The following is a 14,806-nucleotide window of genomic DNA, read 5'->3' as shown; positions in this document are numbered from 1 at the left end:
TTATAAAGTTGCTTTTAGCGGATCTGGCAAAAGCGCAGCAATACATTGCATGACTGCCAAGGTAAAAGGTTGAAAGCGCCCATTTTGCATCTGCTGATGTGCGCGGTAAAGTTTAACTAAATCATCATTTGTTGCATTTCGAATAAAGTCAGCATCAAGCTTACCGGCAATTTCCGCCTCTCGCTCGGCAATTAACATGGGGTGGTCTAATGCCAACTGCTTTATGGTTTCTGCTGCAGCTGGCGAGCTATTACTAAAAATAGTACCGTTCTGACCATATCGAATAATGCCTGAGTTGTTGTTCAATGGAGATAAAGTAAGGGCTGTATCAAACCATTTATCTTTTGCGGGTCCGCAATGCCGGCGCCCTTTAACTGAATCATTTTTAAAACAACTGGCATGCAGGTTTTGGTAATCAAGCTCAAGGTGTGTAAAAGCATGTTGTGGTCGAAAGTGCTCGATATGAAATTCACCGTCTTCAATTGCATTTGCAGGGCCACCAATGTGCCTATTGCAATAACAACAGACTCCTCCTTGCTCGGTGACCAAGGCTTTACGCAAAGTCGTTTTTGCCTCTGCAGTTAAACCCTTGTATGACGGCTGCCAATTGTCTTGAGGTAAAGCTTTAAAATTAATAACCTCTTGTGGCTCAGCTTGTTTATGAATCTGTAGCATCTTTCCCTGCCAATACTTCCTTGCGCCAAATTACAGCGCTCATCCGTTGAATTAGGTCAATTTCACCACAGGTTTGCTTTAGCACTGTTATTAATTTTTTGGCTTGTTCCAGTTCATCACTGTCAACCAATTTCACCAGCTTCTGCAGTTGCGCGTCAGTGCTTGCCTCGCGCTCAGGCACCTCAAATAACAGTTTTAGAATACTGCTTGAATCCATACCGAATGAGGTATCTGGCTGATACGGCTCAACCTCACCTTTATCATTACGCTGAAATAGCCAAATCGCATCCGGTTTAACGTGGCTTAAGATCTGCGGGCTATGAGTAGTAAAAATAAACTGGGTATTGGGGAAGGTTTTCTCAAATAGGCCAACAATCTGACGTTGCCAAGCTGGGTGTAAGTGCAGGTCAATTTCATCCACCAGCACTACTGCATAACCTGCTAATGGGTTATCTAAAGCTGGGTTAGCGATAGCAAGCCGCCGCGAAATGTCGGCAACCAGCGCCAGCAAACTTTGCTCACCGTCGGACAACTCACTTAACTCAAAATCGTGTCCGCTTTTGCGGGTATGAAGCTTTCTGGTCTTTTCGTCGTACCACACCCCATTCAAAACAGGTAGAAAGCTCTCAATTGCTGCAATAACTGCAGACAAATGCTTATCAGCTGAGACATCGCTTGTATTGTTTTTACTCTTTTTCAACCAGGTACTGCGATAGGCAAACCATTTTTGAATTTGCTCAAAATCGGTACCCGTTGGAGCTAACGCATTTTCGAGAGCACTTATAGGCGATAACCGTACTTTGCGTGTAGAAAAATCCGGCGCCAAGTCGGCATGTTTAACTGCTCGATGTACGTTGTAGTAAAGTGTAATGGGTAACGATATAGAGTAATTTTTGGTAACATCTTGTTTGAAAAGCGCAATTTCAAGTGGCTTGATAGCCTGATTTAACGCACCGTAATCAGATGTTTGCGTATCTTCAGCTTTATTTGAAGCTAGATAGCGTTGCACATCCCAGCGAACATCCTGCCCTTGAAAGTTCAAAAGCAACTCTGAGCTTAGGTGGCCAGCATCTATTCTAATATCACGGTCTTTAAATTTGTCGGCAGTGCGATAGTCTCCCTCTAACCGAGCGGTAAGCGCCGATAGCATAACCCTAAGCGCTTCTAGCACCGTCGATTTACCCACGCTATTAGGCCCTACCAGCAGGTTTACGCCAGGTTTAAAGGTTAAATCAACTTCCTCTAACCCCCGCATATTTTTCAGGCTTAGGTGTTTAACGTACATTAAGCTTTTCCTTGCTCAGCACGCGCTGCCTGCTTTTCGGCCAGGCTTAAATAATGATCATTAATACGATCGCCCTCTTTACCGCCGTACTCTAGGCCCAGGTGATACCAAGGTGCGCTGGGTACGTCGGTGCCGCGGTCTTTCTTCCAGTCTATTTTCGGTGCGATGCGCAGCACGCCGGCGCCTTTTTTGCCGACATCGGCGACTTTTATAAAGGGGCGAATATTAAGGCGTACGCCGTCGTTTAAATCTGGGTTCCAGCCAATGGGTTGCTCGTGCAGCGGTTTCCAGCGCACAAAGATATCCAAGCCTTTCTCACCTTCTAAGATGGCTTTTAAACGCTGCTCTAGGTTTTTCGCTGCTGTCAGGCGAATATCAGCACCGTCCAGGCCTTCTTTTACCCCATGCTCTTGAGTGCGGATCCAATCACCCAGATAGGTGTAAATTAGCCGCTCTAAGCCTTTGTAATCGAGCTTATGGTAATTTACCAGCACCGAGAAGCCGTCTTTTAAACCATCCCAAATTTGCCAAATAAAAGGCCGATTTTGGAAGATTTTGCAGTGTTGTTCAAAAAACTTATCGCGCAGGTACTGCACTAAGCTAGTACTGCCCACAGCCGCTAACAGTTTTTGTAAGGTATTAGCTGACCAGTCTTCGGCATAGGCTTTTTCTAGGATGGCTTCTACCCTGTCAGCCGCCGCCTTTTCACCGCGAACAGAAGGGATACAAACGATGCCATCGTCATCGTTCAGGCTGTCAAATACGCTATTTTGCTTAAGCCAATAACTCATTTCATCAGCCAGCTCCATTTCTGGGTCAAGCTCGGCAGGCCATTGGTAGCCTAGTAAGCGTGCAATCGCGACTTGTAGCACGGTGTCATCGATACGACGAGGGGCAATAGCAGTCCATTTGGTGGTTTCGTCCCAGATTACTGAGCCACATGGGTGGCCGTGATAGAACCATTGAATTGGGTCATTTGTGTATGGTCGTGAGAGACCATTTGGATATACTTCTTGTGATTTCGTTTTCCAAAACTCTATATCAAAGTTAACCTGCGACAGAACTGCGTTCGAAACGGCTAAATTAGTATTTATCTTACGTACGTCTTCTCGAAATTTTGGGGATTGAATATATGTAAAAAGGATTTGGAAATTTTCTTCATTTTTTGGATATATAACTGCGATATTCTGATCAAATATATGTCCTTTGTAGATACAAGAGTATAGTTCCCCCATTCTGTTTACAGCAATTCCTTTTTTCCCCCAAACAGCCTCTCCACGTTTCCAGCTTCCGCCTAACCTTCCATTTAAAGACTCTATGAAGTATTCATAATCACTATCCCCCCATGGGAATACAGTATATGAGCCGCTGTAATCAGTTGTCTCATTTGAAGCCGCTTGTTGAAAACTCCATTTTTCAAGCTTGTGATCAACTTCCCAATAAAATCTCTGAAACCTTAATGAATCTCCACAGTTTATCCCGGCTAGTGAGTCCGCAAAATCACTTAAATAATTTTCATGCTCTTGATCGCTAAGTACTATTAGGTTGTCTGGTGTATTTTCGAATTTTGATTGAGGAAAAGTACTGATCAGAAAGGATTTTAGAAAATGATTTTTTTCCTGTGCTGACTTTTTCGAACTCAAATCGAGGCAATTAAATGTATTGTTAACTGAAATACTGTTTCGAAAATTAAACAAGCCGACATTTACAACTTCACCTGATATTGATTCAAATGCGTTTGCTCCCAATTGACAAAATAGTCCCAAATCCATTTCAAGGATAATTTTTTTCCTTAAAAACTTATAAGATGGTTGATGTAACCAAGATTGAGGTATGACTACAGACAAGACTCCTTGTTTAGTCAAAAGCTTTTTCATCCTTTCGACAAAAACAAAAGCTAAGTCAGCTTTACTATTAGGATATTTTTTTTCACAAAAAGACTGTAAGTTGTTTGATTGTTTGCCACGCCCTAAGTACGGAGGATTTGTTGCAATAAAATGAAAGAATTTATTCAAGACTTTTGCTGTCATTGACAGCCCTTGCGCAAAAGCTTTTGAGTCCTCAGAAAAATGCTTATAGTTCACTGATTGTTGTAATATGGTCCATGGCTTTTTATCTTCAATAAGATTAGCAGAAGCATCTATCAAACTACCTAGAACAGGTGCATATTTGAATGTCTCTTGCATCCAATTAATCGAAAAATCCAATTCTATATTATCTCTAGCTAAATCCTTCCACTCTTTTTGGAACTCTTCCAGCGAAAGTCCAGAACAAGCAAGTTGTAGCTCTGGTAACTGACGATATCCTCCAGCACAAGGGTAACGCCAAGCTTCAAGAGCTAATGAAAAGGCAGCGAGCTCAACACATCGTTGGTCTAGCTCCAATCCATGAATATTGTCAGCAAAGACTTTATCAATAGCCTCTTTAGCACTTAGTCCTTCGAGATACATGCGCATAGGCACTAACATTAAAAATACAGCTACTAAAAAATGACCAGATCCACAGCAGGGATCTAATGATTTAAATTCTTTTAAGTCTTCTGGCCATGTATCAAAATCACCAGCGGCAGCTCTCCAACCGCCTGACACCTCATCTTTAACAAAACGAAGGTAATCAAGGGGTAAACCTGGTATTGCAGCCAGCCTCCGCAGCTCTTGTTCAGAGTTTGCTGCTTTTAAATCGTCTTGGCTTAACCGCCGCTTAGCCCACCAGGCACCTAGGGCGTTATCGAGCAGAAAGCTAACCATATAAGGTTCGGTAAAGAGTTGCGTTACCGGGCTGAGCTCTTGGACGCCAATTTTCACGCCAGAATCATTAATCTCTTTTTTCTTTTTAGTCTGCCAAAACTGATAACACCAGCCTAAGGAGTCGGATGCCTGAAAAGTATCGGGGTGTAAGCTGCTAATTAGCTGCTCTAAGGCGCGAATATGGTTAATGGGTAGTTTGACATCAAATACCGGTGAGCCGGTTTTAAAGATTTGCGGCAGCATTTTTTCTGCAAGTTTTGCTGCAAGCTGCCAGCCATCGCTAAAGCCTTCATCTGCGGCCAGTTCGTTACACTCGTCAATGGTTACCGGAGTTTGTGGATCGTACATTAACAGGTGGTTTTGCTCTAAAAAGCGGGCAAATAGCATACGGTGCCAGTGCTCGTAGGCCATTTCGTTTAACAGCAGCTCTGTTGTTTGGCTGCCGTCTTGCAGTACATCACCTAGCTGGCGGCCATGGGCACGCAGGCGGTTGCGTAATTTACGCTCGTCATCAGTTAAATAGCTTGGGGCAGTGCTATCGGCAATACCTAAACGCTCAAGCACTTCGCTTACTGCGGTTTCAACGATTTCACGGGCTTTTTGTACAGTTTTTTCTAATTGGCTGCGTAGGCTTTTATCTAAGGCGGCGCGCATCTTTATTCTCCTGGTGCTACGGTTTATGGCGGCACGATACGAATAGGGTGTAACGCAGCCCTGCTTTAGCGCAGGGCTGCGTGCCGTGTTGTTAGTTAGGGGCAACCGGCCCTTTGGCTAGTTCGGCTTTAATTTGTTGCTCTATTTCTTGCAGCCAGGCCATTAGCTCGGCTTCGTTTTTAAGCACCGGCTTTTTAATCGATAAATGCTGTACCTTAGGCTGCATTTCGCTTACCGCTTTTTTACGCACATTTTCAAAACGGCCAGGCAGTGCGGCGATGCGGTCGTTCCAGGTTTGAATGGGCGTTTCGCTAATAGCGTCTAATACCGCGGGTTGGCCGGATAAATCTACTTTAGGCATACCGGCGAGATTGGCTTGCAGCAATAGCGCTTGCTGACGCTCAACGCTTAAACGCTGCCAGTCAGGATCTTGTTCTAGCTCTCGCATACAGTTGTGGTATTCGGCCTCGTAACGGTCTATGTGGGCGGTAATTAAATCACGTAGCGCCATTATGGCTTTTTTCAGCAATGGCTCGACCGGATCGGGCTGCGCCAGCAAGCTGCGGTTATGCAGTATGGCTTGCTGCTCGGTGTGCAGGCTGTCGTACACTGCCAGATCTTTGCAATAGTGCATGGCTTGTTGCAAGTCGTCCCAACGGGCACGGCGCTCTTTTACTAACAGTGACTGGTTGCGCCAAGCTTCAGCAGCGGCTTCTATCGCATCACGCTTTTCATAAGCGGCTTTTAGCTGGGCATTGCCAGAGAGTATTTCCAGTTCATGTAATACCGCCAGTTGTGGTGGCGGTGGTAAAGGTGCATCACCGCCAGCTGTACGTGAAAGCTGCTTTAGCTGCTGTAACGCCAGCGGCAACTTGCTCACTTCTTCTTTTGCTGTGCAGTTAAGATCGGAAATGCTGTTAATTAAGCTACGTACTTTAATTAGCTCAACATTGGTTACAGTGATATTTTCTGGGCGAAATTTATGCTGGGTTAGCTTATTACGATCTAAGTTTTTCGCATCCACCGCGCGCTCTTGTGCATCACTGGCTTTTAATACGCCGGCTGCGAGCATGGCGTATAGCGCACCATCGATAGCATCACGCGGCCAACCGAAAGGCGCTTGGCTAAAGTGGTCACGTATTTCGGCACCGGTTCTTACTAAACCAATGTAGCGTTTAATCAGGGCACATACGGGTTGTTTATCGGCTTCATCATGATGGCCTACCGCTTCTAAGGCGTTTTCGCCGCCTTCTTTGCTGGCCCGGTTATACACGGTGGCCCAGCCTTTATGGTCGGCCTGGTTAAATTCGCGGTACAAACGCAAGCAGGCTGTTTCGGCTGCTTTTTGCAGCTGTTCAGTAAGGCTGTCGCCTGCGACATCGGCACCACCGGCAAGCTTGACCTGAATTTGGCTAAATAGCTCGCTTAAGATGGTTTTTTTGGTACGCTCGGCTTCACGTAAGCGGTACTCCATGGCGGCACGAGCTTCTTTACCCGCGTCGGTATTGGCTACGCCCCGCACATCTAGCGTAGTTTCAGCCGCTTTAGCGGTAACAATGGCGTCGGTAAGTGTGGAGCGGTGCGAGGTGGGCACAAACACATAAATGGTTGCCTGCTCTGGGCTGGCACCACGGGCCAGATCGGCAAAGGCTTTTTCGGTAACATCGGGCACCCAAGCATAGATTTTTTTATCAGCGTCGGCGGGTAACTCACTACCAAACTCTAAATACAGTTGGCGTGCTTCAGCTACAGTACCCTGTGTTAAGCGCACCATAGCAGCCTGCTTTTTAATAAAGCCTTGAATTTCACTACCACGAAAGTTTTCTAACTTAATCGGGTTGCTGCGCAGTTCTGCCTCTTGCTGACGGAACATATCGTACCATTGCTGGCTCTCAACAGTTTGTAGGCGGTACTCTTCGCCACTGCTGGTTTGCATGCTCATGACCAGGCCATCAGCCTCTAATTGGCTTAGCATTTTAGGCACCAAAGCACGCAGTTCATGTTTACCGTTTTGTAAGTCGGTAAGCAGCAAATCGGTAAGGGTATCGGCGGTGGTGGCAATGCCGTAGTCGATATCAGATGGCAATTTGCTGATCAGTAAAATTAGCGACAAAATACGGCCTTGCAGCACTTGCTCACTATTACCGCCTTTTAAGCGGCTAATGTCTTCGTAAATTTCTTTACTGATCACACCGGTTTGCAGCAGGGTTGTGGCGATTTGCTCGTAAATAAAGTCGGCCGGCACAATAGCGCCTAATGGCTTCTCAGCTGTTTCACGAGTAGCTTCGTGTACTAAGCGTAACTGGCTACGTAACTGCGAGCCGGTGCCGGTTTTATCTAGCGCCGGTAATACCCGCTCCCAAAAACGCCGCCGCACTGGTAGTAATGGATAATCGGCGACCATCCAGTTTTCGTCGTCTTTGTTGTGTTCGATAGTGCTGCCACGTAAATGACGGGAAATTTCACCCAGGTTGTCTTGTACCACCTTCTGTATTTGCGGCCGGGCGCTTTCTTTCTTTTGCAGAATAACTTTACGGATCACCGAATCGACGTCGGTGTCTTCTAGCTGCACCGGCACCTGAAAACGGCCCATTAAACGCATTAGGTTCGGCATACCTGACAAGGCACTTTGTCCAGTACCGACAAACAATACCCGCGATTTAAACTGGCTGGCTTTACAGCAGGTTTCAATCGCTTCTTGCACATCGTGCGCGCGTTGTACGTCGTTACCGATGTATTGCTGTACTTCGTCCAGCACAATCAGAGTAAGTGGCATAGCACCATCAACTGCAAGTGCATCGACAATAGCATCAACCATTTCATCGTTTGAAACGTCGGTAACAATTTTGTACTGGGCGCGCAGCATTTCGCGTACTTCTTTTTCATCCCCTGCAAAACCTGGAATGGCTTGTAACAGCGCTTTGGCTAAAAACGGTGAAACATGCAAGTCATGTAACTCTTTTGCCCATACATCCGGATTGGTTGATGCTTTAACATTTTCACGAATATACTGCTGCACCTGCTCCAGAACACCCTGAGCTTTTAACCACATTACAAACCGCGCTAAGTGGTACTTTTCTGGTAAGCCGACCGATTTAAAAATAATTCCCAGCAGTGCCAAACGTACCTGATCTTTTGCTGCGGCGCCCAGCGTACCAGAGGCGGCGTGCAAGCCACTGTGGTTTTGCCCTAACTCGGTTAATTTGGCTAATAAACCGGCAATATCTTCCGGTAAGTCAGCAATGCCACGAGCATTACTGCCATCAGGAAATTTTTGATTCGTCCACAGTGCGCGCAGCATTTTGGCTAAGTGCGATTTACCCGAGCCAAAGAAACCGCTGATCCAAACACCCGGCTGTTCTTGCTTGCTTTGTACATTCGACACAAAGTTACTGAGAATTTGCTTTAAACCTCTGTGATAAGCACCGTCGCAGACGAAGGTTTTTAACTCGTAATGCAGGGTATCGAGTGAGGCCTGGGTAATATCGTCTTTTACTTCAGCTACACCGTTGTTGGCGAGCTTACTTTGCAGCGGATCATTTAAATAAATATCACGGTTAAGCATGGTTATAGTCCTTTATTAAAGCGCAGTAATTGCCGTGGCCTGGTAACCCCAGCCATCTTTTGCATCAAGTAATCGGTAGGTGTTGTCGTAATATTCGCCGGGGAAAAACACCACTAAGCGGCCCTGAATATGAGTAGATAGCGCCTTTACTAAGCCAGACACGGAGGCAAAACCAAATAAGGCTCCACAGCCAATTAGTGCAACGACGGTATCGGCATTTTGCTGTTGTTGGTATTGTTCAGTTAACTGTTGCACGAGTTCTTCGGCAAAGTAGCCGTAGCTGCCTTCAAGAAATTCTGGATCTTCGAAATAGGCTTCGCGGTAGTCATGCTTGGCCATCCACTTGGGAAAGGCATTGGTAACATCCAGATTTATCCAAGGGTGCCCTGCTTGGCGGGTAACTTCTTCAAATTCAGGCAAGCGAGCACGCAGTTTAAGCTCGTCTTCTTTGTTATATACCACAAAGATGGCACGCTCTTCAGCAGAGATCACCTGGCTCCAAGGGATGCTGATATGGCTGCTGTAACTTTGCAGTAATTTACTCAGACGATCTGACATTGGCGCTATCCTTTATTACTTCTTATTTTATTTCAGGTTTGGAAAGGTAACTTCTACCACTTCACTGGCGTGTTTAAAATTAATGACCCCACGCAATGATGCGCGCTGTGCCAGGTCGTATAGGGTAACGGTATCTTTACCTAATAACTTACACCAATGGTTGCTAAATAAACGCTGGCCAGAGCTACCCTCGCAACTGGCTAAATACAGCGCGAAAGCAACATTAACGTAAGTAACCACGGGCTCTGCCCGATGTTTTTTCGCCCTGCCAGTTAAAAAGCCGGCTTGAGTCCAGCTGCCATTAATATTTTGCGCAAACGACTTTAATGAAGCGGCACTAAAGCGATGCGGATCCGGTTTAGCCAAGTGCGCTTCCATCTGCTCGCGCGTTAACAACTCGCCAGGCTGCAGTGGTAATATAACTGCCATACTGCCACGCAACAGCGGATCACGCGCCAGCGCTAATTGCAGCGCCAATAAAGGCTGGGCTTCTTCCGATAACTCCCACCACTGCCGAAATACCCGAAATAGCGGGATATCCGGCGATAGGCCGTACAAATCGACCATATGGCTAAAGGTTAGCTTGCGCGCGTTTTCACTGGTTTTGTGCAGTACGTTAAAACCAACCACATCTTGTTTGTAATCGTCTTTACTGGCATTAGCCGGGCGACCATGCAGCAATTGAGTTAATTCTTGCAGCATCATGCTGCGCGCAGCATGGGCACCATTGATGCCAAATTTAAAACCAAGTTGTGTAAGTTGTTGTTCCAATTGCATACTGCCTTTGTGTTGTAACTGCTTGATAAGTACCGTTGTAACTAACGTTGCTATTTTACAGAAGCAGCCAACTATTACTACTTAACCTGGTTTTTATGCACATACTTCGGCCAGACAATGCTCGGTGCCATCATGCTTGCCAAGTATACTGGCATCAGGTTTTTCATCTGTGCTGATATCTTCAAACTCAGGCTCTGCGTAATGTCCATATCCGTTTAACATGATATCGACGATAACTGACGAGGGTTGCTGGTAAACCGGACGAAAGTATTTGGCGTTTACCAAGCGTTGTGTGGTAGTTCCAGTGATAATTTCGTAATAGCCCTGTGAGTTAACGCCACTATAAGGTAAAAATAAATACTTTCCGGCTTTTTCATCAACAAAAAAGCCGAACTTAGCGTTTTTAATTACAACATCCAGTACCGGATCCGTTTTATGCGATTCTAAATAGAAGCGTGTATCTTTAAAATCCGCTATTTCCTCGCCAGCAAGGGTTTTATCTAACAATCCAAGAAGGATATCTTTTACCGGCCATAAGACCTGCTCGATTAAGCCAGTACCTGGAATGATTGCTTGAATAATTAATAGCGATTTATCTTTATCAAGATGATAAACAATATCGTTTTTATCAAAACCCGCCAAGGTAGCGAAAACCTTTATTAACTCTTCAATTTGTGACGATACGGGCTGATTCATCTCAGCAACTTTTACTACAAGCGCGGCTGAATCGTACAATTTAAAAATAGGCTTTTTACACCAACTAGATTTAGCGTTGTAGTAATACCCTCTATCAAATTGCGAAAAACCAATTATCGCCTTTACTGTTTGCGCTTGAGTTAAATAACAGCTAAATCCGTCTTCAATATTATCAGGGCTAAGTAGAGAGAATTTAATTTCTTCTGAAAAAACTGATATATCTTGCGTTTTCTGGCATTTAATAAATTCTTTGTTACGCCAGCCTACCCGATGCGGGCGACCTAAATATCGGTAAATGGCTCCAGGAAACGCTTCGTTTAAATACTGTTCATAATCGACGTCACCTAAATCAAGGCCTTGATTGTATTCTAAACCAAGCTTAAAAGTTGCCCCCATATTCCGAAAGCTATGCCTAAACTGAAGTTTTTGAACCATAGCGGCCCGCTTTTTAAATATAACTTGCTCCTGTACAGCGCAGTGATCATGCCATTCTTTAAAAAATGGTAACTGTTTATATAGACTTGGCTTTAGTAGCGGACTTTTTAAATAGCTCTCTGGTTCAACGTAAGTGTTGTTATTTAATATTTGAATCACTAACGCCGGACCTTTTCGCCCCGCTCGCCCTACACGCTGCCAGAAAGAGTTGATATTTGGAGAGATATCATCAATGATCACCAGGTCAACATCGCCTATATCTAGCCCGACCTCAAGTGCACTGGTACAGAGTACGCCTTTTAAGCGCCCCAAACGTAAAGAATTCATGATAGCTTTTCGATCTTTCGATTCGTACCCACCGCGATAGGTACAAACAAAGCCATCTCTTATTTGTGGCATAAGCGACGCTCCATAATCACCCTGTAAGAGATCAGCGAGCGACAACTCAATTCCCTGACGAGAATTCTTAAAATACATAAACTTAATGTTACTGGCTATGACCTGAGCTAATAAATCATTTATTGCATTACCGTGCTTAGGTGATACAAAGACAATTTCTTTGCGATGCGTTGGCGAACCATCCTCAGGCAGCCCCACCTCTAAAAAGTCTTTTCCGGTAAGCTGCCTAAGAAAATCATTCGCACCTGCAACCGTGGCCGTTGAAGCAAAATATTGCACTTTGTTAGCGAAACGCTCTATACGTTGCAATAGGAAACTCACATTTGTGCCAAAAACACCTGAGAAAGTATGTGCCTCATCGATAATGATAAAACGCAGTGCTGAAAGCCAGTTAGCGACAGCACTAAGGTGCAAGCTTGGCATTAACCAGTAATGAAGAATATCTGGTGTACAAAGCACAATTTGACAAGTTTCTAAAACCCTCAGCTTATCTTCTCTCTCGACCTGCCCATGTAAAAAGCCAGTTTTGAAGCCAAAAGTCTCACTAAGCTGTTGCCAACGAAGCAGCTGATCTTCGATTAAGGCTCTGGTTGGATAAAGCACCATAATCCGGCTATCAGGCGATTTAAGCAGCTTATCAATGGCAAATGACATAAATACCAGAGATTTGCCACTTGCCGTTTTTGTAGAAAGCAAAACATTGTTGCGTTTAAGTAGGTGGTACAGAGCTGATGCCTGATGGTCATAAAGCTGCGCTGAGCCTTTAGTTAAGTAGCTTCTTAGACGACTGTCTAAACCCATAGGCGGCGGCGAGTAACGCGCCGCTTTAAATGGAATAACATGTCGATGCAAGATATCGAAAAGCTCAGGTAAAGCGTCAAGCTTCATGTCGCAAAAGTCATCAGATTTTATTTGGCCAGATAAATGCTCAGCCTGGCTTGTGACTGTTGACTCACTATTTTTCCTTTTTAATTTGAGCTTTTCCATATCCCTGCTCTTAGCTATTTTTTTATTTTAATTAACCAGTTAGCGATGTTTCATTTTTTAGCACAAAAAGTTCGTCATTTGCACAGTTATTTTCTTAGATAGTATTTGTTTCGCTTATCAATCTGCTTGCGAAGCTGCTTGATTGATTCTGCCCAACCCCGCTCTTCAGTCACTTTATATACCTGCTCAGCATGCTCTAGGCATATCAGATTTTTAACATAAAGCTCGTCCTCTGGTTCAAGCTGATGCGCATTGGGTAACCAATGATAAGCATGAGCATAGGTTAAAGGCCCATCTAGTTTTCGCTTTTCCTGCATGTTATCTCCTTGAAAATTAGCCGGTTAACAACGAACTTAACTCTGGCTTACTTCTGCCATAGCTAACTATCATGATACTAAGGCCGCTCTGGCGATAAGCGTTTAACGCTTTCTTTAATGCATCGATAATCCAGCTAATCGAATTTCCAAAAGCCCCTCCGCCCAACAACGTTAAGTAAACCTTTTTGCTGCCTGTTTTAGTAGCATTAATAACGGCAGCGGCCAGCGTAGCTTCGTAAGCCGCCTGCAAAATTAAACTGGCTAGGGGCTGCCAAAGCGCTGCCGGATGTTCAGTGTAGGCAACTGGCATGGCCGAGCAGTATGCTTGAGTAACAGCGTGGCCAATGTTGTTGAGTGTGACTTCAGTATCGTATTGCACACCAATTTTTACTGCGTTAATCAGCTCAGTGATTTCAGTTTCATTTAATTGCGCCAGCGTTTGATTTATGGCGTTTAGCTGTTTGCTACTGGGTAGCGCGTAGCCGTTTTTCATTTGCCACAGGCTATCAAACTGCTCTGTTGTGTGCTGGTTTACATGCGTTAATAGCAGCTGCTCAAATTGATCCAGCATATTTAGTTGCCGCTCGGCAGTTTGCCCTGGCTCGCCATCAACAGGCACAAAGTAATTTCGGTAGATTAGCCCGGCACCACATGCCATGGCGCAAGCAGGACCTTGGGTACGGTCGAACTGATAACCAGTAATGCCCGAGTCAGGTGTGACCGTAGGGCTAACCATTTCTAATAAATTAAACTGCGAAGCGACCTGAAAGAACGCGCCAGCGTTTTGTGGCTCCATATGCAAGCTTTGCACATCGGCAATTACTTCTTGCACGCTAGCTGGCTTGGCAATGAAAGTTGCACTTTTTAAAATCGCAGCGGCTTCAGCTTTTAAATCCGCCAAAGTAGGCGTGACTAAATGCCCTACCTGAAATGTTTTCCCATTGGCACGGCTGGTCAATACGCCGTTTTCAAGCGATAACATTTGCCGTACTTGTGCCGCGCCCTGCTCGGTAAAACCAGTTAGTTGCTCAAACCACATTTCACACTCCTTAACTGATATGCTGTCTTTATTATCCACTTTGTCCCAAAAAACCCGTGCTCATATTAGGTCCAAACAAACACCTAGGCTATGGGCCCTTATCAAATCTGGTCAATAAGTAAGCTGACCGTTCTTGCTCCGTATTGAACTCAAGCACCTTGATAAGCTCTATGTCATCCAGCTCTTCAGGTGGTAGCAGGCTGGCAATGCTACTTTCATCAATGATTACGCAGTATTTACCATTGTTCTCTTGGGTGTACACTGCCCCGCCTTCAAAGCGTTGAAATAGTGTTAATCCGACTAAGTCGTCAATCGACGGATAAGCGGCTTTCGCATTCATCAAAGATCCTTGTAGTTTATTTAGCTGCCGGATTTAAGATGGCCAGCAGGTACATTGGCAGCATGATAATGGATGGGAAAAACAACAATACCACCACAAAGAATCCCAAGGTGCTAAGCAAAATCAGCCACCAGCAAAAGGTTAAAACCAGGGCCAGGATCAGAACAAAGGCTTTTGCTAGTATAAATACAACCAATAGTAGAACGCCCATTAGTAGTCGCCTTGTGACTTAATCACCCAGGATGCTTTTAGCGCTTCCTTGAGCGTACTCTGCCTCGACAACCTTCCTTGTAAAGTAATCACTCGCTACTGCCGATTAAACGCCGGCTCTT

11 protein-coding genes are annotated in these 14,806 nt (G+C 45.0%); all 11 read right to left on the bottom strand.

The window, feature by feature from the left end; genetic code table 11:
* The 11 genes from AAY72_RS06875 to AAY72_RS06825 all read right to left on the bottom strand — a co-directional run bounded on the left by AAY72_RS06875 (position 1) and on the right by AAY72_RS06825 (position 14,685).
* Positions 1-675, bottom strand: a complete 675-nt coding sequence (locus tag AAY72_RS06875; RefSeq protein ID WP_057786318.1) for a retron system putative HNH endonuclease — start codon at positions 673-675, stop codon at positions 1-3.
* Positions 659-1,960, bottom strand: coding sequence for an AAA family ATPase (locus AAY72_RS06870; protein ID WP_057786316.1), 1,302 nt, complete (start codon positions 1,958-1,960; stop codon positions 659-661). The genes AAY72_RS06875 and AAY72_RS06870 overlap by 17 nt, the downstream gene beginning before the upstream one ends.
* Positions 1,960-5,361, bottom strand: a complete 3,402-nt coding sequence (locus AAY72_RS06865; RefSeq protein ID WP_057786314.1) for a DNA methyltransferase — start codon at positions 5,359-5,361, stop codon at positions 1,960-1,962. The genes AAY72_RS06870 and AAY72_RS06865 overlap by 1 nt, the downstream gene beginning before the upstream one ends.
* Positions 5,362-5,452: 91 nt before the next feature.
* The gene (brxC, locus tag AAY72_RS06860) at positions 5,453-8,926 is read right to left on the bottom strand and encodes a BREX system P-loop protein BrxC (RefSeq protein WP_057786312.1); all 3,474 of its coding nucleotides are present in this window, start codon (positions 8,924-8,926) and stop codon (positions 5,453-5,455) included.
* Positions 8,927-8,941: 15 nt separating this feature from the next.
* The gene (locus tag AAY72_RS06855) at positions 8,942-9,484 is read right to left on the bottom strand and encodes a BREX protein BrxB domain-containing protein (RefSeq protein ID WP_057786310.1); all 543 of its coding nucleotides are present in this window, start codon (positions 9,482-9,484) and stop codon (positions 8,942-8,944) included.
* A gap of 27 nt (positions 9,485-9,511) precedes the next feature.
* Positions 9,512-10,261 carry a hypothetical protein gene (locus AAY72_RS06850; protein ID WP_057786308.1) on the bottom strand — a complete coding sequence of 250 codons (750 nt, stop codon included), beginning with the start codon at positions 10,259-10,261 and terminating at the stop codon, positions 9,512-9,514.
* A gap of 93 nt (positions 10,262-10,354) precedes the next feature.
* A complete protein-coding gene (locus AAY72_RS06845; RefSeq protein WP_057786306.1) occupies positions 10,355-12,778 on the bottom strand; it encodes a DEAD/DEAH box helicase in 2,424 nt (807 codons plus the stop codon).
* A gap of 86 nt (positions 12,779-12,864) precedes the next feature.
* The gene (locus tag AAY72_RS06840; protein ID WP_057786304.1) at positions 12,865-13,095 is read right to left on the bottom strand and encodes a hypothetical protein; all 231 of its coding nucleotides are present in this window, start codon (positions 13,093-13,095) and stop codon (positions 12,865-12,867) included.
* Positions 13,096-13,111: 16 nt separating this feature from the next.
* A complete protein-coding gene (locus AAY72_RS06835) occupies positions 13,112-14,134 on the bottom strand; it encodes a hypothetical protein (protein ID WP_057786303.1) in 1,023 nt (340 codons plus the stop codon).
* Between the two features lie 88 nt (positions 14,135-14,222).
* On the bottom strand, positions 14,223-14,474 hold the full coding sequence (locus AAY72_RS06830; RefSeq protein ID WP_057786301.1) for a hypothetical protein: 252 nt from the start codon (positions 14,472-14,474) through the stop codon (positions 14,223-14,225).
* A 16-nt stretch (positions 14,475-14,490) separates the two neighbouring features.
* Positions 14,491-14,685, bottom strand: coding sequence for a hypothetical protein (locus AAY72_RS06825; RefSeq protein ID WP_057786299.1), 195 nt, complete (start codon positions 14,683-14,685; stop codon positions 14,491-14,493).
* Positions 14,686-14,806: the final 121 nt, after the last annotated feature.

It is taken from the genome of Alishewanella sp. WH16-1, from assembly GCF_001441695.1.
In the GTDB taxonomy this organism is placed as follows: domain Bacteria; phylum Pseudomonadota; class Gammaproteobacteria; order Enterobacterales; family Alteromonadaceae; genus Alishewanella; species Alishewanella agri.
Note: the sequence above shows the minus strand (reverse complement) of the source record. Positions and strands in the feature narration are given on the sequence as shown.